Annotated in this window: 19 protein-coding genes and 1 pseudogene; 1 reads left to right on the top strand and 19 read right to left on the bottom strand. The window is 52.3% G+C overall.

What is annotated here, in order from left to right:
• Positions 1-87: 87 nt before the first annotated feature.
• Positions 88-2,445 carry a S8 family serine peptidase gene (locus VF399_11935; protein HEX7321048.1) on the top strand — a complete coding sequence of 786 codons (2,358 nt, stop codon included), beginning with the start codon at positions 88-90 and terminating at the stop codon, positions 2,443-2,445.
• Positions 2,446-2,625: 180 nt separating this feature from the next.
• Here VF399_11935 and hisS read toward each other — a convergent pair whose 3' ends face one another.
• From hisS to VF399_11840, 19 genes and pseudogenes are all read right to left on the bottom strand, one after another.
• On the bottom strand, positions 2,626-3,867 hold the full coding sequence (hisS, locus tag VF399_11930) for a histidine--tRNA ligase (GenBank protein HEX7321047.1): 1,242 nt from the start codon (positions 3,865-3,867) through the stop codon (positions 2,626-2,628).
• Positions 3,848-4,204: a VanZ family protein gene (locus tag VF399_11925; GenBank protein HEX7321046.1), complete on the bottom strand. Its 357-nt coding sequence runs from the start codon at positions 4,202-4,204 to the stop codon at positions 3,848-3,850. Before VF399_11925 ends, hisS begins: the two co-directional genes overlap by 20 nt.
• Entirely contained in the window at positions 4,201-4,647 is a 447-nt protein-coding gene (locus tag VF399_11920) for a PTS sugar transporter subunit IIA (protein HEX7321045.1), read from the bottom strand. The genes VF399_11925 and VF399_11920 overlap by 4 nt, the downstream gene beginning before the upstream one ends.
• Positions 4,648-4,733: 86 nt before the next feature.
• Positions 4,734-4,895: pseudogene (locus VF399_11915) on the bottom strand (rubredoxin).
• A 122-nt stretch (positions 4,896-5,017) separates the two neighbouring features.
• Complete coding sequence (locus VF399_11910; protein ID HEX7321044.1) at positions 5,018-5,737, bottom strand: purine-nucleoside phosphorylase; 720 nt, start codon at positions 5,735-5,737, stop codon at positions 5,018-5,020.
• A 129-nt stretch (positions 5,738-5,866) separates the two neighbouring features.
• The gene (locus tag VF399_11905) at positions 5,867-7,093 is read right to left on the bottom strand and encodes a peptidoglycan DD-metalloendopeptidase family protein (protein HEX7321043.1); all 1,227 of its coding nucleotides are present in this window, start codon (positions 7,091-7,093) and stop codon (positions 5,867-5,869) included.
• On the bottom strand, positions 7,077-7,976 hold the full coding sequence (locus tag VF399_11900; protein ID HEX7321042.1) for an Lrp/AsnC family transcriptional regulator: 900 nt from the start codon (positions 7,974-7,976) through the stop codon (positions 7,077-7,079). Before VF399_11900 ends, VF399_11905 begins: the two co-directional genes overlap by 17 nt.
• Positions 7,977-8,114: 138 nt before the next feature.
• Entirely contained in the window at positions 8,115-8,891 is a 777-nt protein-coding gene (locus VF399_11895; GenBank protein HEX7321041.1) for a class I SAM-dependent methyltransferase, read from the bottom strand.
• An 83-nt stretch (positions 8,892-8,974) separates the two neighbouring features.
• Positions 8,975-9,685 (bottom strand): transporter associated domain-containing protein, encoded by a 711-nt coding sequence (locus VF399_11890; GenBank protein HEX7321040.1) that lies wholly within the window; start codon positions 9,683-9,685, stop codon positions 8,975-8,977.
• Positions 9,686-9,778: 93 nt separating this feature from the next.
• Complete coding sequence (locus VF399_11885) at positions 9,779-10,255, bottom strand: bifunctional nuclease family protein (protein ID HEX7321039.1); 477 nt, start codon at positions 10,253-10,255, stop codon at positions 9,779-9,781.
• A 151-nt stretch (positions 10,256-10,406) separates the two neighbouring features.
• The gene (gene rplI / locus VF399_11880) at positions 10,407-10,880 is read right to left on the bottom strand and encodes a 50S ribosomal protein L9 (protein ID HEX7321038.1); all 474 of its coding nucleotides are present in this window, start codon (positions 10,878-10,880) and stop codon (positions 10,407-10,409) included.
• 104 nt (positions 10,881-10,984) lie between these two features.
• Positions 10,985-11,188, bottom strand: coding sequence for a 30S ribosomal protein S18 (rpsR, locus tag VF399_11875; GenBank protein HEX7321037.1), 204 nt, complete (start codon positions 11,186-11,188; stop codon positions 10,985-10,987).
• A gap of 115 nt (positions 11,189-11,303) precedes the next feature.
• A complete protein-coding gene (gene ssb, locus VF399_11870) occupies positions 11,304-11,780 on the bottom strand; it encodes a single-stranded DNA-binding protein (protein HEX7321036.1) in 477 nt (158 codons plus the stop codon).
• 2 nt (positions 11,781-11,782) lie between these two features.
• Complete coding sequence (gene rpsF, locus VF399_11865) at positions 11,783-12,070, bottom strand: 30S ribosomal protein S6 (GenBank protein ID HEX7321035.1); 288 nt, start codon at positions 12,068-12,070, stop codon at positions 11,783-11,785.
• 70 nt (positions 12,071-12,140) lie between these two features.
• Positions 12,141-15,452 carry an FAD-dependent oxidoreductase gene (locus tag VF399_11860; GenBank protein HEX7321034.1) on the bottom strand — a complete coding sequence of 1,104 codons (3,312 nt, stop codon included), beginning with the start codon at positions 15,450-15,452 and terminating at the stop codon, positions 12,141-12,143.
• A complete protein-coding gene (locus VF399_11855) occupies positions 15,449-16,312 on the bottom strand; it encodes a CoB--CoM heterodisulfide reductase iron-sulfur subunit B family protein (protein ID HEX7321033.1) in 864 nt (287 codons plus the stop codon). The genes VF399_11860 and VF399_11855 overlap by 4 nt, the downstream gene beginning before the upstream one ends.
• Positions 16,313-16,356: 44 nt before the next feature.
• Entirely contained in the window at positions 16,357-16,752 is a 396-nt protein-coding gene (locus VF399_11850; protein ID HEX7321032.1) for a 4Fe-4S dicluster domain-containing protein, read from the bottom strand.
• 79 nt (positions 16,753-16,831) lie between these two features.
• A complete protein-coding gene (locus tag VF399_11845) occupies positions 16,832-20,035 on the bottom strand; it encodes a hypothetical protein (protein HEX7321031.1) in 3,204 nt (1,067 codons plus the stop codon).
• A 180-nt stretch (positions 20,036-20,215) separates the two neighbouring features.
• Positions 20,216-20,445, bottom strand: a 230-nt coding sequence (locus VF399_11840) for a hypothetical protein (protein ID HEX7321030.1), incomplete at its 5' end; no start/stop codon positions are given.

Below are 20,445 nucleotides of genomic sequence, written 5' to 3'. Positions count from 1 at the left end.
ATAAACTAAATAGACCAGTATGTAAACTCTTGACTTTTCGCCATATAACACTAAAATATATCAGGACAACAAACAAAGGGAGGTTTTATGAAACTTGCAATACTGGGTTTGTGCGCATGTGCCGCCATGCTGTCGGCAGTCGACATTCACTCGCATGGCGTGCCCGTGCCCTTCACACCGGTTCCGGACGAGAACGCCACCATAATATCGTTCTCTAACGGCATCGTCTTTGACACCAGGTCTGGCGAACCGTCTCTCCCATCCAGGCTGTGTATCCGGGATGCGGAAGAATACGGCTATTACCTGGTGCAGTTCAAGGGTCCGATCTATACAGCGTGGCTGCAGGACCTGAAAAACGTAGGAATCGAGGTTATCGGCTACATTCCCATGTACGCCGAGATCGTCTACGCGAGCCGTGCGCAAATGAACAGCATAAGTTCCAAACAATATGTGCAGTGGACCGGCATATTCCAGCCTGCATATAAGCTCCAATCGGAACTCATTGACGGTTCGGGAACCGACAGGGTTTCCGTGCAGGTCTACACGCGGGAAGACATTAACAAAATTGTATCGCTGGTAGAGTCTTATGGTTTTGCGGTCATCGAAACCGTGAACCACGAACTCTGTAAATCCCTGGATATCACCGGCGATTTGAGCAAGCTCTATCTGGTGGCGCGCGTACCAGGCGTGCATTGGATCCAGCGCTGGTCCGCCCCGGAAGTGTGCAACGATAACGCCCAGTGGGTCACGCAGACTGGCTGGCAGGCGTCCGTACCTACTAATCCGGGCGCAAGGAGGCTCTGGTATGCGGGGATCGTGGGTCAGGGAACGGTGCTGAGCAGCTCGGACACGGGCGTGCGCACCACCCATCAGCAGTTCTATGACGCGGCGTATCCGATCTCCGGACCGGGCGTTTTCCCCAATCATCGCAAAATAGTCGGTTATAAACTCTATTCGACCGCGGCCTTTGGAGATGTTGGTTCGACCTATCACGGCACCCATGTCAACGGCACGATCGGCGGCAATGACACGCTGCTGGGTTCAAGCTTATATGACGGTACGGCAAAATGGGCAAGGCTCTATTTTGTCGACCTGTGTGACGCGGGCGGCGGTTTCACGATCACTACGAACCTGACCGCGATGTATGACACGATCCATCTCGGTCGTGGTCTCCCCTACCATATCCTGCAGCATTCCGGCTCGTGGCGGTGGTACAATTCAAGCGGCACTTACCTGCTTCAGGAAGCGACGACCGACGCCTATGCGTACGCGAACCCCGATTTTCTGAATATTTACGCGGCCGGGAACGAGTATAACGCCATGACCATCGGCGATCCGGCCATCGCCAAAAATTGCCTTACCATTGGTGCGACCCAGAACGGCACAAGTTCGAACCAGATAGCAAGTTTTTCAAGCCGCGGACCTACGCAGGACCAAAGGATGAAGCCTAACGTGTGCGCGCCGGGTGACCCGCTAATGTCGGCTTATGGAGCAGGAGATAACGGTTACCAGTCTTTGTCGGGAACGAGCATGGCGACGCCGGCAACGAACGGGTCAGTCGGCCTGATAAGACAATACCTGTTGGCCGGATTCTATCCGGATGGCGCTGCCGACCCGGCCGATTCGATCCGCTATCAGAGCGCTGCCCTACTCCGCTCAATGGCGATCGTTTCCTGTGATCCCAATATCGGTTCGTATACAATACCGGATTTTAACATCGGCTGGGGCCGGATCGACCTTGACAGCGTACTGTTTTTGACGGGCGATACCCGAAAACTGATTATCAAGGACGACACGATCGGTGTCACGACCGGTGTCTCGATCACTGATTCGTTCATGGTCAACTCAGCAATACCGTTGCGCGTATGCGTTGTCTGGACCGATACTGCGGCTGCTACCAGCGCCAACCCGACACTCGTTAATGACCTGAACGTCTTGTTGACCAATCCGGGCGGGACCTATTATCGCGGCAATCAATATACCGGTGGTCAGTCGACTGCAAACCCCGGATCCTGGGACAACCGCAATGTTGAGGAATGCTGCCGGGTTAACAGCCCGACCACGGGTAAATGGAAGCTTACGATTACCGGTCAAACTGTACCCAACGGACCCATGGGCTATGCTTATGCGGTCACCGGAGATATCGTACCGATCTATGTTGGGATTGAGGAAAATCAGCAAGGCGTCACGATGATCAACACGATAAGCATCAGGACCATTACCAATGGTAACATCCAGTTGCAGGTGGTACTTACCGGCGATGCGCGGGTTAACGCGCGCGTGATCGATCTTTCAGGAAGGGTCGTGGAGACGATAACGGACAAAACGTATACGACCGGAACGCATCAGATAAACCATGATACGCATCTTGCGAACGGTGTTTATTTCGTGGACGTGACCGCCGGCGACATGCATAAGCTGGAAAAGGTGGTCATTGTGAAGTAACGCTTTCATTAAAAGTCAACCCCTCGCTTATCCCTTCTGGGACGGGCGGGGGGTTTTCTTTTTCAAATTCTAAATCCGGAATAATAACAAAGCACTAATTTTCTAAATCCCAAACTGTTTTAAACATTGGGATTTTGGATTTTGAATTTGTTTAGGATTTAGATATTAGAATTTCGCACTTCAAACGACGTTTTTAACAAATTTCTCCAGGTCCGCTTTCATCACCTGGACCTGCTCGCCCGACTCCATGTTCTTCACAGTGTAGTATCCGTTCTTATCCTCATCCTCGCCGTAAATCACAACATACTGGGCTCCAAAACGGTTCGCGTCTTTCATCTGGTTTTTTATCGAGGCGCCTGGATTACCCATGTGACATACAAAATTTTTGCTGTCAATCATCCTTCTTATCTCGATCAATTTTTTGGTGAACCTCTCCCCCATAACTGCGATAAAGAGCGCTGTTTGTTTGTCCATTGCCGGCATGTCTTCGGGAAGCGCTAGCAGCGTGCGGTCCACACCCATGGCCCATCCGATGCACGGGACATCGTCGCCGCCAAGTTCTTTCATCAGCAGGTCATAGCGACCACCTGCCAGGAAAGTATCCTGCGCTCCCAGCCCCGGCAACTTGAATTCAAACACCGTCCTGGTGTAATAGTCAAGCCCACGAACTAGTTTTTTATCCTCAGCGTAGTCAATGCCGAATTCTTTCATATAACTCTTCACCGCAGCGTAATGCTCGCGGCATTCCGTGCAAAGATGATCCGTGATCATCGGCGCCGGCGAGAAGATCTTCTGACAGGCATCCTGTTTGCAGTCAAAGATGCGCAGGAAGTTCTTTTCAAAACGCCGCTGGCAGTCCTCGCAAAGGCTGGCGAACCGTGGCATGAGGTAAATTTTCAATATTTCCTTGTAACCTTTACGGCACTCGGGACAACCGATCGAATTTACATGGATCGTAAAATCACTTGTACCCACGCGGTTAAGGAACTCCTTCCCCATAAGCACCGTTTCCGCGTCATAAAAAGGATCGGCTTTGCCGATGTTTTCGATCCCGATCTGCAGAAATTCACGGTACCGGCCTTTCTGCGGTTTATCTTTTCTAAACATCGCGCCGATATACAGAAATTTTGCTGGTATCGCAAGTTTATTCTCGATCACGGCCCGAAGCACCGAAGCCGTGCCTTCGGGTCTGAGTACGTACACGCGCTTGTCGATCGCGAAACTATATATTTCCTTTTCCACGATATCGGTCGCTTCTCCGATCGACCTTGTGAACAGTTCGGCGAATTCAAAAGTAGGGGTTCTGATCTCCTGATAACCATTTTGTCTGAAGAAAGAGCGTGCCCGGGCATTAGTCTCTTCGATCCGCCTGAGCTCATGTCCGGTAATATCTCTGGTGCCTTTAGGCTTTTGATAGTTCATGGCGCGCCCGCCTCCTTTGGGTAATCAAAAAAATGATATCGGCAACGACAAATCCTATTATACCGGCGACAATGTCCAGTAGTTCAAAATCCCGACCCGGTATCCATATTTGCTGGATCTCGGCCAGGATGACGGCGATCCCGCAGAAGATCAGATATCCCCTGAGTTTGAAAATACGGACCGCAAGCAGACCGAGAACAAAAAATATGGTGAAATGATAAACCTTGTCGATCGGCAATTCCTTGATCTTCGGAGCTTCCAGTGTCGGATAGCCGGTGAGCACAAAAACGACGGCGGTCCAGATGAGCAAGATTGTCCAGCTGATCCTCCTGTTCAATCTTGCTCCCAGCGCTGGATGATCCGATAGACCTCGGGCGCATCCTTTGCTTTCATAAGCTCTTCCTTGATCGCGTCGTCATTGAGCAGCCGGAGACATTGGGCCAGGACATCGGCATATGCCGTAGTGGCCGAGAGCAACAATAAAAAAAGTATCTTGACCGGCTTCTGGTCGCTGCTGACGGCGGGTAAGCCGGCCGGGTTGATCGCTACGATTATCTCGTTATGATCGATCTGGTCGCTGATGTACCTCGGTACCGCGATCCTTTTGCCCAGCGCCGTTGGCATGCGTTGGTCGCGTTCCAAAATCTGGTCGCAAACCCGTCTGCTATCCGCGGCATCGATCAGCGCACTGTGCTTCAGCATCCGCTCGATCAGGTGCCGGTAATCCGGTTCTTCCAGCGCCATTAATATCTTCGCTTCGTTAAGGCATTCGCGTATCATGGGGATTCTTGCGGTATTTTAACCGGTGCGCATGACGGCTTACTTTAGGTCGGTTCGTTGTATGTATCCCCAGGCAAACTGCCGTCATCCTCGCACTGCTCAAAAAATTCCTTTTCAGACCCGCAGTCGGGACAACCCCATGAATCCGACAGTTCTTCGAACAAGATGCCCGGCCCGATGCCCGCTTCGGGGTCTCCCACGCTCGAATCATAAACATAACCGCAGACTCCACAACGCCATCTATCCATGATACCTCCTTGAAAAACGAATAGCACGAATGATAGCGAATAACGCGAATCCTGCATTCGTCATATTTGCATCCGTTAATTCGATAAATTTGATTCTTTAACTCGTCTCATTCGCGAAACTCTTAGCCGTTTAAATTATCGCATACGTCCAGGACGAATTTTCCCAAACGGTCTTCACCCTGCCTTAAAGCTTCGTCGGTTACGTATTTCGTGAAGCTCTCGCCGCCGCCGACCACATCCGATACCAGGAGAAATGATGCGGCTTCGATCTTGCTGCGGTTGGCGAGGTAATAGATCAGGCTTGTTTCCATTTCGACTGCAAGTATTCCCTTGCCGCGCAGGCGCGCAACATAATCCGGGAAGGGATTATAGAAAACATCGACGCTGGCAACGCCGCCGAAATGAAATGGCATTTTCATTTTCTGCGCAATATCGTACGCGGTTCTCAGAATCGTGAATGTTGCGTAAGGTGCCACCGGTTCGCCGTTCAGGTAGGTACGAGTAGCGCCGTCCTCGGGCGCAGCCGACAGGGCGGCTACGTAATCAAGGGCCTTGACCTGTTCGCCGATGCCGCCACAGGTCCCGACCCGGATTATTCTGGTGACACCGCACTGGATCAGTTCTTCGATCACGATCGAGGTGGATGGGCAGCCGATACCGGTGGTCTGTACAGAGATTGGTTTGCCGTTGTAGGTCCCGGTATAGCCCAGCAGCCCCCGGTTCTTGTTCACGAGCCGCGAATTTTTAAAAAGACCCTGGATAAGCTCGGCCCTGGCCGGGTCTCCGACCACGAGTACGGTCCTGGCATAATCATCTTTATTGACCTTCAGATGAATGGGCATCGCACCCCCTTATTTTAGTATCCCCTTGTTCGCAATTACGTTTATTAACCTATTGGATTTAAACCGTAAGACTTTCATAAAACTCTTACGAGTTAACTCCCTTCGTCGCATCCCCTTACCTTCTTCCATTCAATCTTTTTTGTCCTGCACCGCCACGGTCTTGTTTAACCCCGACTGCAGCGACGCCACCAAGGAATCTCCTTGCGCCTTGAATTCTTTCAGGCAGGCGGTTTTAATCGATGGCGCGCGCGGCAACTTCACTTTCATGGGATTGATCGGCGAGCCGTCCTTGTGCAGCTCAAAATGAAGGTGCGGACCGGTCGAAAGCCCGGTGCTCCCGACGTAGCCGACGATCTCCCCCATCTTGACCCTGCTGCCGCTGCTCACACCCTTGGCAAAACGGGACAGATGACCATACCTGGTCTTAAATCCGTTTTTGTGCCTTATTTCGACGAGATTGCCATACCCGCCTTTCCACCCCTTGTAAGTGACCGTGCCGTCGCCAATCGAAGACACCGGTGTTCCGGTCGGCGCGCTGTAGTCAAGACCATGATGCGGTCGCCACCTCTTCAGGATCGGATGGTAACGGTTCTTGGTAAAATATGAACTGATATGTGAATATTTAAGCGGTGATTTAAGCAGCGATTTGCGCAGCGATTCGCCCTTGCGGTTGTAGTAGTCGTCATAGCCGTCGCGGTCCAGGAAGTATACGCCGTAATAATCGCCGATCTCGCCTTTATAGCGGACGATCGGTATGCTCGAATATCCGATCAAGATGGAATCGCAGTAAGATTTTTCAAGCATCAGGAAGAACGAATCTCCTTTCTGGGTTTCGGTCGTAAAATCGATCTCCCAACCGAAGATATCGGCGAACCGGTAGATCAACTCCGGTTTTTCACCCTGGTCGATCATTGCTTCATAAAGGGTTGATTTGATCGACCCCTGCATACAACATATGATCTTGTCGATAAAAGGACATTTCATAGCCACGGTCATGTATGGGCTCGCCTGTTCTACATAATAAATAATGGTCGGACTCTGTTTGTATATAAGTTTCGCGAACGCGTTGTCACATTTAACGAGGGTAAGCGTGTCTTCGGGCAGGCAGCGCCGGAATGGAAAATCCACGTTTTGCAGCGCGATCACCACGGCCACCGCCTGTTCCTGGTTCATCAGCCGCTTCAATGCATTGTCGATTGTTTCTCCCCGTTTGATCGTTGTGAAGATACTGCTGATCACGGGTTTTGGCGCTTCTTTTTTCCGGCTCGGACACCCGGTAGTGTTAAGGATTGTAACGGCAGCGATAAAGGCGACGAACGTGGTAACGGCGGACCGATGCTTAGATGCGATGCTCAATGAATCCTTTCAGCCATCCGTCGCAGATGATGTTCCGGTGCGCGAAAGAACAGCCGACGATCTCGAGCCGCTTGATGGTGTCGAGCGCGGCGATGATCTGCTGCATATCGGAAAATCCCCAGATGTCGAATTCGACCTGGAGAAACCGTTTTTTGAACTTGGCGGTGAGATTAGCGGAAAAACCAAGACTGCCGATCATCTTTCTCAACTCGCGGCTGCGGATGGCGGTGGACACGGCGACATGGAGATGGGCGTAATTGTTCACAACGTTCCAGTTCAGCTGGGGAAAAATAGTAATGACCCCGTGCCGGTTTCGTTTATGCCAGATCAGGCGGCTGTATTTCACTTCGGTATCGGTCTGCGGTTCGAAAATGATAGTATTGATGCGCTGGTAGTCAAGCTTCATGTCGCATAATTTCAACATCAATTCCTGGTCCTCGGATGAGAGCAGTACCGGGATCGTCACACTGTATTCGTTAACCTTGTAAATTTCAGCGTAATCTAGTCCGGGCATTTTATTGATGATCTTGTAAGAATCTTTAAGATCTTGGGTGTAAAAGAGAAACGAAAGGTTGGGCGATATCCCTGCCGGGAATGTCATGTTCTCGATTTTCTCCTCGAGAAGCGGTACTAACGTTTCGGGTTTTGCCTGAACCCTTGCCTCGGTGAAAGCGCAGCACAAGTACCATTTCCCACCCAGGAGGTTTGGCACCGAAACCTTGAGGCCATATCCGGAGATGAACCCTGCTTCCTCAAAATTCTTGATACGCAGCAAGATCTCATCCTTGGGTATGTGAAATTTGGCGATAATATCAGGTATGGAGATGCTGCCCTGAAGCTCAAGCTGGCGGATCAATTTAATATCAATAGGATCAATGATCACACGTGATTATAAACAAAATGTTTATGGTGTCAACTATGAAGGTAAAAACGTTAGGTTCGTTAATATCGTTAATTTTGTTAGGATCGTTTATTAGGTTTTACTGCATAATACTTGCTATATACTATTTACCAATAACTATTAACTTTTTCTTCTTACGCAGTACCTTACCCCCATATACCGTGGCAGCGACGAAGGATCGTCGACTACGTCGATTATTTCGCCGTTATTATCAGCGATGAAAGTATCGAGTTCTTTACGGTCTATGCAGTACATATCCTTTATCGCCCAGGTCCCGTATTTATATTTCTTGTACAGATGGCGCAGCGCCTTGGGTACCGCCCGTTTCAGCAGGCTTCTCAGTTTCGTGCCAACCTTGGGCACTTCGGCCACGGTTATTTGGAACATGATCACCCCTTCGTTACGGATAACACGCAGGAATTCGCGGATATATCCCTTTGTATATACGGGTGGGATATGCTGGAACACGATGTTGGAATAGATCATGTCAAAGCTGTCACGCTCAAAAATCGATAGGTCGGTCGAGTTATTGACCGCGAACACGCATTTTTCGTTATGCGCATTGAATTCCCGAGCGAGTTCGATCATGCCTTCGGAGATATCGATGCCAACGCATTTATCGAAATAACGGCTGCATGCCTGGGTTAGGCGCCCGACCCCGCATCCGAAGTCAAGCATTGCGCCGTAGCGCATGGGAATTTTTTTATTGCGCAGGTAATCCGTGATGTGGTCGATCTCATGATCACCATTTTGGAAAAGCTCCTGGATCGTCCAGCGGTTATTCTTTTTCTCGGGAAACGGAAGAATCGACCAGAGTGGATCACGGCGGGCAAATTCCTCCCAGTTGGCCTTGATATCGCCGAGCGTTTCCTTGGGTTTGTCTATATCCTTTGTCACGTGCCCTTTGACGCATGGCTAAAGCCATGCCCTACATTTTGACCCACGGCTTACCGTTTACCGCCTGCGGTATGCGGTCTTGATCATATTCTTTCCACTTTCACTTTGGTCACGGTCCGCTTTGTGCATGCCAGGACCGTGAACTTAAGGTTCTTATATATCACTTCTTCCCCTGTCTTGGGAATGCGGTCGAGCTGTTTTATTATGAACCCGGCGAGCGTTGCCGCGTCCGGCTCGCGGATCGTCATGCCATATTCACGAGCGAATTCATCCAGACGAATTCGTCCGTGTACGATGCTCTCACGATCCGATTTCTTTTCGAACCATACCCGCTTGTCGCGGTCGGTCTTAAACTCATCGCTGAAATCCCCAATGATCGCGCTCAGGATGGCATCCATCGAGACCAGTCCGGTCACGGCGCCGAACTCGTCGATAACTATGCCGAGCGAAGTGTTGGATGCCTGAAGATCCATCAGCGCTTCCAATACCGATCGGTGTTCGTAGACAAAATGCGGCAGGCGGCAGAATTCCACTACCGGGCTATGCGCATAATTTTTCCAGAAAGATACTACGTCATTGACATGGAGTACGCCGACGACCACGTCCGGGTTTAAATGGAAAACCGGATACCGCGTGTAGCGACTCTGCCGGTAGATCTCGATCGCTTTCTCGAGCGTCATGTCGTGCGGTAGCGCGATGATCTCGTTTTTGGGTACAAGGATCTGACTGACCGGCTTGTCCCGTAGTAATATCAGATTAGCGCTGATCTTTTTCTCGATGGGTGATATTTTCATGCCTGGTATTCGGCCTAAGGGTTATGGTATGCCGTTTGCAGTCCTTTGATCTTCATCTTTCGGCCTGCGGATCACGGCCTACGGCCTGCGGTTTTATTTAAGGTTGTACTTGCCAAATTCTTCCGGTTTGGTCCCTCTCAACCGCCGTTTGAACTCGTCCGACGCCGTATCGCCCTGGAAAACAACGCCGTTTTTGTTCATGATCTCGTCATGAACGTTAATGATCGAATTCGCCCGCAGGGCCAGCGCAATCGAATCCGACGGTCGGGCATCGATACCGATGAGCTTGCCGTCAGTTTCAATGTAGATCTTTGCGTAATAAGTCTCGTTGCTGAGGTCGACAATGTCGGTCTTTACAAGCCGGGCTTCCACCGCGTCGATGATTATTTTAATAAGATCATGCGTCATGGGACGGGGCGACTTGATCCCCTCAAGGGCAACCGCGATCGCCATCGCCTCATTCTCGCCGATCCATATGGGCAGGGTCCTTTCACCATGTTTTTCCTTGAGCAGAACAACGTACGTATTAAGTTGCTGGTCTTCGATCACGCCGCTGACGATTACTTCCATGCTGCTCCTTAATCGTTCGGATCGTTTAAAGCGTTAAGATCGTTATTGTCGTTACCGAAAACACTGATACCCTGATATCCAGTTCTCTTCATTTTTGCATATCCTGGACTTAAACCGTAAGGCTTTTATAAAACTCTTACGAGTTAATTCCTCATCCCTGCTTCTCCGTTTCTCCTTCTTCGCCTTCTGCCACCACGACCAGCTTGAAGATCGCCTTGACTTTTTCCGGCAGGTTCACTTCGACATCATAGATGCCCGGATGTTTTATGGGCTCGTCCAGAGATACCCATTTTTTATTGATCTCGATCTCTTCTTTATTTACCATATCGACCAGATTTTGGGAAGTTATACTACCAAAAGATTTGCCATCGATCCCCATCTTGATCGTGGTTTTTAATGTTAGCGTGTTAATTTTTTCCGCTAAGCTCATGCTTTTTCTTCTTATCCGCTCGGCTTGTTGAGAAAAACGTTCAAGTGATTTCTTAAGACCTTTTATATTCCCAGGAGTTGCTTCTATCGCGATCTTTCTGGGGAAAAGATAGTTTCGGGCAAAGCCTTTTTTTACTTCGATCGTGTCATACGGTTTACCATGCTTTTCCAGTTCCTTCAATAGGATTACTTTCATAATAGCTCCTTTGGAGCCACGAATAATGCGAATGACAGCGGATTGCATAAATCCGCCGTTTCCTTATTCGGCTCATTAGTTAACATTCGTTCCATTCGCTCTTTTTATTTAACCTCATACGGCAAAAGTGCCACTTCCCGCGCTCGCTTTACTGCTAGTGTTAGTCTCCTTTGATGGTAGGAACACAGTTTGGTTATCCGGGCAGGCAGTATTTTACCTCGTTCGTTAACACAGCCTTTGAGAACCGATATATTCTTATAGTCAATAATGGTGACTTTATCTTTGCAAAAACGACATTTTCTAGCCATTCCTTATCTTCTCCCTTTCGCAAGGCTAAAGCCCTGCCCTACAGTAATTTGGCTTTTTGGCTTCTCTGATTTCTCATATCCACATATCCCCTTAGCCCCGTATCCGCTATTTTTATCAGAATGGCGTATCCCCTTCGGCTTCGTCTTTGATATCTGCCTCGGGTTCGGTCTCAACATGGCCTTCACTGGCCTGACCGCCGCTTTCAGCTCCACTGCCAGCACCGCCTCCAGCACCGCCTCCGGCTGGCGCGTCCAAAAATTGGATACGGTGCGCGACAACCTCGATCGCTGAACGCTTTTCGCCCTGATTGGTTTCCCACTGGCGGGAACGCAGTCTTCCTTCGACCAGGATCGCGCTTCCTTTCTTTAGATAATCATTGACCAGTTCAGCCTGCCGGCGCCACGCGACCACATTGATGAACAAGGTTTCTTCTTGAACCTCGTTGGTCTCCTTGTTCTTGTATCGCCGCGAGCAGGCAAGCCGGAAATCGCATACCGGCGCGCCTTTCTGCGTATACCGCAGTTCAGGATCGGCAACCAGACGGCCAATCATCAAAACCGAGTTCAAATAACCCAAACGGAGCTGTGCCATGATCAGTTCTCCTTGAGAAAAAAGACCGAACGCAGGATCGTGCTCGAGTGCTTTAACTCCTGCTTGATGGTGAGGATCGCCGAAGGCTTCGCATCGAAGGTGTAGCAAACATAGTGCGCTTCATTCTGCTTGGCAACTGGGTATGCAAGGTTTTTTTTGCCAAGGTAGTCCGCGCGCACCGTGCCTTCACCGACGTCCCCGATCACTTTCTCCACGGTTTTTATCTCTTTATCGATCTTGTCATCTTCCACTTTTGGACTGAACAAGAACATCGCTTCGTATTTTCTCATAAACCCCCTTAATGCTGTTTTCGGCACGAATTCATTTCGCCGGCCTTATGGTCAAGCATTCGGATCCCGGTCACTGCACGGCTGAGGAGATCATGCTCTCAACCTGTTTATCCGTTAGGTTTCGGTGCTGGGCTGCGCCCGACGGGCAGGCAGCGCTACAGGCGCCGCATCCCTGGCACAACGCTTCATGGACTTTCGCCACCATTTTTTCCTTGTCCATTTCTCGCGCGTTGAACGGACACACGGTTATGCAGACGCCACAGCCGCTGCACTCATCAGTATTGACGCCGGCGATCGTCGGTTCGAAGGCGATCTTGGGCTGCGACAGGATGCCGATGGCTTTGCTCGCTGCGCCAGACGCCTGCGCCACGACTTCGGGAATGTCCTTGGGTCCTTGGGCTGCGCCTGCGATGTAGATGCCGAGGTTCAGACTCTCGACTGGCCTCAGCTTGGCATGGGCTTCGGACAGGAATTTGTTAGTATCAACCTGGATCTTCAGTTTCCGCGCCAGCTCTTCGATGCCCTGACTGGGAACGACGCCGACTGCGAGTACGACCAGGTCGGCTTCGATCTCGACCTTTTTACCCAGCAGCGTATCCGCGCCCAAAACGATGATCTTGCCATTATCCTGGTAGACCTTTGACACCTTGCCGCGGATGTAGACGGCGCCTTCGTCGGTCGCGCGGTTATAGAACTCCTCGAAACCCTTGCCCGGCGTGCGGACATCGATGTAGAATATCACCGGCTCGCCATCGTGTACGCGGTGCCGATATAGTATCGCGTGTTTCGCCGTGTACATGCAGCATATCTTCGAACAGTATTCAAGATGATTTTCTTTGTCCCGTGAACCAGCACACTGAATGAACACGACGCGTTTGGGGACCGCGCCATCCGAGGGCCGCTTGACCTCGCCCGACGTCGGACCGGACGCACTCAGGAGACGCTCGAACTGCAGAGATGTGATCACGTCCGGCAGTGTGCCATAGCCGTATTCCTTGAGTTTATCGGCATCGTAGGTGTCGTATCCGGGCGCCGCGACGATCGCGCCGACCTCGAATTCCACGATCCTATCTTCGAGGTTGTGATCGATGGCAGCGGGCTGACAGACCTTGACGCACTCCATGCATTCGCTGCACAGCGCGCAGTTCAGGCAGCGATCCGCCTCGGCTTGAGCGGTCTTTTCATCGAATCCCAGTTCCACTTCCTCAAAACCGCCGCGCTTTGCTTTGTCAAGCCTCGGCATTTCAGCGCGGGCGTGTCGGGGCGTCAGCTTCACATCATCGAGATCCGGACGTGCCACCGGCCATTTTTTGCGCACGATCTTGGTGCCTTTGACGTAGGCGTCGATACCGAGCGCCGCGTTCTTACCGGCGGCCACAGCTTCGATCACGGTTGCCGGTCCGGAGACATTGTCGCCTCCCGCAAAGACGCCAGGCACGCTGGTCATCAGCGTTTCGGCGTCCACCGACAGCGTCTGCCACCTGGTCAGGTTATAGTCGTCGCTCAACCATTCCAGAGTGGGTTTCTGGGATATTGCCACGATCACGGTATCGATCGGAACCTTGAATTCGGAGCCCGGCAACGGTATCGGCCTTCTCCGGCCGCTGGCATCGGGCGCGCCCAGTTCCATGCGGATGCATTCGATCTCCTGCACACTCGCCGTGCCCAGGATACGTATCGGTGCCACCAGGAACTCAATCTTAACGTCTTCTTTAAGGGCTTCTTCGACTTCCCAGGCATTGGCGGGCATTTCGTTGCGCGACCGGCGGTACAGGATCGTCACATGATCGCTGCCCATCCGTTTGGCGACGCGGGCACAGTCGATCGCCGCGTTGCCGCCGCCGATCACCGCCACACGCTTACCTACCTTGACCTGATTGCCCAGGTTAACGTCCTTCAGGAAGCTCACGCAATGCTCCACGCCTTTGAGCTTCTCGCCGTCAATATTCAGTTTCAATTCCTCATGCGCTCCGGTGCCGATGAAAACCGCCTTGAATTCTTTTTTCAACTGGTTCATGGCAACATCAGTGCCGACCTTCACGCCGGTCATGATCTCTACGCCCCATGACTTGATGTAATCGATGTCTTTCTGAAGTTCCTTCGGTGGCAGGCGAAAATTGGGGATTGCCCAGCTTAAAAGACCACCAACCACCTTTTCGGATTCGTATACCGTCACCCGGTAGTTCTTACGGGCGAGAAAATAGGCGCAGGAAAGGCCGGCTGGACCAGAACCAATGACCGCAATCCGGTCGCCGGTCGGATTTTTTTGTTCCAGCGGATAATCGCCTTTATCCGCGGCGAAACGTTTGAGGGACGCGATCGCGATCGGTTCTTCCACATCGCGCCGTACGCATTCGAATTCGCAGGGGTGATTGCACACCCGGCCGCAAACGCTTGCGAACGGATTGTCCTCGCGTTCCAGTGCCAGTGCTTCCTTGTACTTACCGGCGCGGATCAAGGCCACGTATCCCTGGGCATTAACTTCAGCGGGACAGGCGGAACGGCACGGTGGGTGGCCGGTCTTGGAGATCGTGAACCGGTTGGGGACCGCCTGCGGGAACGGGCGGTAGATCGCCTTGCGATCGGAAAGGTCGCAGTCGAATTCATTGGGCAATCGCACCGGGCAGACAATGTCGCAATCGCCGCAGCCGTTGCATTTATCCCAGTCGACATACGGCGATTTTCTCCGGACTTTGACCTTAAAATTACCCACGGTGCCCGAAACCTCTTCGATCTCGGAATAGGTCAGGAGCTTAATCTTGGGATTCTGCACGACCTCGACCATCCTGGGTGTCAAGATACACTGCGAGCAGTCGAGCGTCGGGAACGTTTCGGACAGCTGCGCCATGCGGCCGCCGATCGCCGGAGAACGGTCGATCAAGATAGTCTCCACGCCCGCGTTGGCGATATCAAGCGCGGTCTGCATACCGGCGATGCCGGCGCCGACGACCAGCGCTCGGCGGGTTACGTCGACGAAGATCGGTTCCAGTGATTCGTTCAGCCGGACCTTCTCGATAATCGTTTTAATGATGATGCCGGCCTTGCGGGTTGCGACCACGGGATCCTCGTGGACCCACGAGCACTGTTCCCGGATGTTCGCCATTTCGCACACGTAGCGGTTCAAACCGCCGCGTTCCGCAACACCCCGGAAGGTGTTCTCATGCAAAGTCGGTGAGCACGCGGCTACGACCACCGCGTCCAGACCTTTATCTTTGATCGCGTTGACAACGAGATTCTGACCAGGATCGGAACACATGTACTTATAATTTTCGACATGCACGACGCCTGGATATTTTTTCAATTCCTCGGCCAAGGCTTCCACGTTGACCGTCTTGGCAATATTGATGCCGCAATGGCAGATAAAAACACCGATTTTTTTCATGCTAGTCCATGCTCCTTCAAATAACCGTCTGGCGAAACTTTATTCTGTTCCAGACCCCAGTGCTCCTTTGGAATATCCAGGGCGATCGCCATGATCTGGCTGAAGTAAAAGATAGGAATCGTTTTGAACCCGGAGTATTTAAGACCGATCTTTTTCTGAAGGGTGTCAAGATTGTAGTGGCACAGCGGACAGGAGGTGATGATCGCGTCAGCGCCCTCTCCCCTCGCGTTCTTGAGGATGCGGTAGGTGGCTTCGAGCGCGGCGTCGGGTGAATTGACGATCAGGTAAGACCCGCAGCATTCCACTTTAAGCGGGAAACTGACCGGTGTCGCGCCCAGTTGGCTGACGAACTCCTCGATCATGGTCGGCGACTCGGGGTCGTCGAACTGGATCTCTTTGTGGGGCCGGAGCAGATAGCAGCCGTAATAACATCCAAGCTTCAGGTTCTTCAGGTCTTTTTTCACGCGACCCTTTAAAAGATCTTTGTGGTCGCGGAGGAATTCGAACGGGTGCACGATATTTTCCGAGCTGTCGTAGTTCTCTTCCAGGTGCTCGTTGATAATCTTCAGCGCCTCGGGGTCTTCCTTGAAGATGTAGTTTGCGCGTTTAAGCGTGTTGTAGCAGATCGAGCACGGCACAAGTAGCGAACCATTTTCCTTCTGAGCTTTGGCAAGCACACGCAAAGGCGCGATCAGAGACATGCGGTTATCACGCGCCAGCGTGAATGTCGTCCCGCAGCAATACCAATGCGCAAGCTCCTGTAATTCAACGTCGAGCGCTTTGAACGACGCCTTGATCGACGTGTTCAAAGGCTTTGCTTTCGTATAAAGGTCACAACCCGGATAATAAGGTATTTTCATGGTTTCTCTTGTTTATTTTATTGAACGGTCAAAATGCGTAAAGCTCAATACGAAAATTTGTACATGGCGCTCATCAGGACGATCGGGTGAGCGTCTTTTAGCAGTTCTTTGTCGATCTTGTCGATGTCGAGTATCTGTTCTTTGGCGCGCAAGTGCACGGTGCGTACCGCCTCCATAAGCCGCGGGATATCGACACCTCGCGGGCACCGTGCCTGGCACACCAGGCACGCGGCACAAAACCATGGGCCCTGCGTGTTCATTACATCCTGCTTCATACCGAGCTGAATCATGCGGATCACGCGGTTCGGGGGTTCGTCCATGAATTCGGCAAATGGACAACCGGCTGTGCAACGTCCACACTGATAACAATCATTGATCTTTTGGTTGCTGATCGTTTCGATCTTTGCAATGAAATGCTTGTCTTTTTTGATGTTATCCATGATTTATATTATATACAGAAATAGTGGTCTGTCAAGAATCGGAAACAGCCGGTTTATCCCATAGAGATGTCGGAGATCATTACTTGGTCATTTTTTTCATTTCTTCATACCGGTTTTTTTCCGACAGGTGCCGGAACGTAAAACCCGATGATCTACCCATGTGCTCGAGCTGAGCCATGGTCGTGACCAGGAATTCGTCGTCGAGCGACCGGTTCGCCAGTCCTCCGGTCTTGGGTTGTTCCACGGGCATTATGATCCTTATGATCTCTGCTGACGGGTCCTTACGGTCCGCGGTCACGCTCCAATAAACCTTCATACCCGGTTTACCGCCGATCACGAATCGATTGTTCTTGAAATCATCGGCCACGTACACGACGTCCGCAGAACCCACGCCGGTCAGCTGCGCGCGAGGATTTTTATTCAAAGCATCAAAGTATTCAGGCAAATTGACGATCGCGCGTCCGGTCGCGTCCAATGTCACCGATCCGGAATAGATATTCGACATATCCGGCGACTCCACAAAATAGTGGTTGAGGATCTTGTTCTCCGGATCCAGCGGATGGTCGATCGTGAACAATCCGCCGGTTTTGGATAATGCCCCGACGCGGGTCTGTCCTGAAGAAGTGGCGGTCTGCCCGTTGAAGGCGACTGAATTGTCATAGCCGCCCGGCACGGTGGAGTTATTGCCGGCCGTGAAGCTGTTGTTGGCGATCGAGGAATCGCAGTATCCGCCGGCGACCGAAGCATAAGCCGATTCGGCGAGACACGCGTATCCACCCCCGACCGAAGCGTATTTTGCGTTCACCTTGTTGTTCCATCCGCCGGATACGACCGCGGCCGTATCTTCCGTTCCATTGCCGGCATCGTTCAGGCTGCCGGACAGGATGCCGCTGTAATGGCCTTTTGCCGTATCGGCATAGCCGCCGGCGGCCGCCGCAAAGAAACCGCTGGCGGCATTGTATGACCCCCCGCCAACATATGAATACCTGGCACTTGCGGTATTGTTGGAGCCGCCGGACACGCTCGCCGCCGTATCAGCGGCTGCGAGACCGGTCCTATTGCCGATGCCGCCGCCGATGGTCGAATACACGCCGCCGGCAGTGCCAGATGCTCCTCCCGCAATCGCTGACGCGTAAGCATCGGCCGTGTTATGCGACCCGCCGCCAATGAATGAATACGTGCCGAAAGCGTAGTTGACTTCACCGCCGCCGACGGTCGCGCGCCAGTATGCCTGGTTCCAATAACCGCCGGCAATGGTCGCATAGTTAAATCCGGCATTATTGCTATAACCCCCGCCCACGGTCGCGCCAATGCCTCCGGCGTTGTTCCATGCACCCCCGCCCGTAGTGGCGTACATGGAGTCCGCGTCGTTGTAATAACCGCCGCCGACGGTCGCGTAAGTTCCGGTCACTTCGTTCCAATAGCCACCGCCGATCGTCGCATCGGAAGAGCTGACCGTGTTACTACGACCGCCGGCGATGGTAGCATAATTAGCGCCGGCCAAATTCACGAGTCCTCCACCCACGGTCGCGCCGCTATTGCTTGCCGCATTGTGATAACCACCGGATACGGTTGCATAGGCTCCGGTGGTGCGATTGGAATCGCCGCCGGCGATCGCGGCATAAATTTCACCAGCAAAATTATTCCGTCCGCCACTTACGCATGCACCGGACGCCGTTACCGAATTATTCCAGCCGCCGGATACGACCGCAGCCGTATCGCTCGGCGCATCGCCAGCAAGGTTGGAGTAACCCGACCCGACGCCACTCCACAATCCTTTCGCCGTATCGACCCATCCGCCCGCCACGGTCGCATATTCACAAGTCGCGACATTTTCCCGTCCGCCCGCCACGGTCGCATAATTGGAGATTGCCGAATTGTTCCAGCCGCCGGCTACGACCGCAGCCGTATCGCTTGCCGCGTCGCCGGCCAGATTGCTGTAGCCGGTTAAGATCCCGGCGTACAGGGCTTTGACCGTATCGGCATACCCCCCGCCCACGGTCGCATACTGAACACTGGCGGTGTTATCAGCGCCGCCGTTGACCGTTGCATATGATGCGCTGGCAATGTTGCGATAACCGCCGCTAACCGTCGCGTTGTCGCCGCCAGCCGTGTTGTTGTATCCACCGCTTACCGTTGCATAATTGTAGCTGGCAATGTTATTCACGCCGCCGCTTATCGTGCTATACCAATTAGTAGCAGCGTTGTTGTTACCGCCGCCAATAGACGTATAAGCAGCGCCGGCATTGTTGTTATATCCGCCGCCCACGGTCGAGATATAACCGCCGGCCGTGTTCCTGTATCCGCCGCCTACGGTTCCGTAGGTATTGGTTGCCCGATTGCCTTCGCCGCCGCCTATGGTCGCAACGGGGTAGTCGGCGGCATTGTTAAATCCGCCGCCCACGGCACAGTATTTATAATTCTGGCCTGAAAATCCGGTCGTGCAGGCGACGCCGAAATTAACGTGCGTGCTGTCCGCGTTGCCGTAAAGGGTGTTGCCGCTGCGGGCAATGCCCCACCGACCGCCGGTCTGGAGCGTCGTGTCCGCGCCGTCTGAAACCACATATACCCAATCATTATCCGCTGTGCCGATATCCGCGCCTGGCGCCCAAGCCGTGCCGTTCCATTTTATGATCTGATTGGTCGAAGCGCCGGCGCGCGCGATCTTCACCATGGTCACGGCCGTATCCAGGATCTTTGCAGTCGTTACCGCATTATCGGCAATGCCGGGATTGGGATAAGTACCGGTAAGGCTGCCGGCCGCGGCCTGCCCTTCGTTAACATAACGCGCGTCCAGACCCAGCGTATCCTTGCCCTGTATCTTTCTTGAGTCGGCGGCCGTGTCCGCGTAGGTCGCCGCATAAGCGTAACCGGCCGCGGTGATCCTGGTGCGCGGCGTTAAAACCTGGCCCAGGATCGATAATTCAAGCCACGGGTACGTGAACTTGGTGAAGATCGAATCTGGGACCGGAGTAAAAATACCCAGCGTGACATTGAAAATGCCTTTGTCAACGGCCGTACTCTGATTCTCGGTCCACAACTGATTTCCCCCGGATGAAGCACTGTAGATCGCAAAGGTCATGTCCAATCCGGGATTGGTAATCGGATTGCCGAGGTTGTCCGTGATATAACCTTGATAGTTCAGCACCTTCGGGATCAGGCGTGTTTGATCGTTTGACTTCGCGTATATTATGCGGTCGTTCGAATCCATAGCAAGCGCAATTACCGCCGTTATTAGCAGCATTATCAATACATTGATACATCTTGCGTTAATTGTTTTCACGTGCTCTCCTTTTTTACCGCGGGATACTGCGGTCATGTAAGTAGGTTAATCCCGTATTGTATATATTAATCAATCCATGTCAAGTGCAAAATACGGCCTCCCCTGACCCCGCCAGTTACGGCGCGATCAGAGGAGGGATTAGCGGATGGTCCGGGTTTTTAAAAACCGTTAGTTAACGGATCAGACCAGGAACTTCGAGATCAGAAACCTCCATTCGTCGGCGTTGATCTGCTCGTTGATATTTTCAATCAGCTCGCCGCCATCCGTGATCGTGATACCGGAAGATAGCTCAAGGTCTTGATGGAGCTTCTCATATTCCTTTTCAAGCCACATTGAAGCAGTGGAACCCTTGGTCAACTGGTCGAAACCGCTCGGCATTTTAATCTTCAGCAGCCAGCCTTTATTATATG

The sequence above is a fragment of the bacterium genome, assembly GCA_036382775.1.
GTDB lineage: Bacteria > Hydrothermota > Tepidihabitantia > SM23-42 > JAOAFX01 > DASVHD01.
This window is presented reverse-complemented; position numbering and strand designations above follow the sequence as displayed.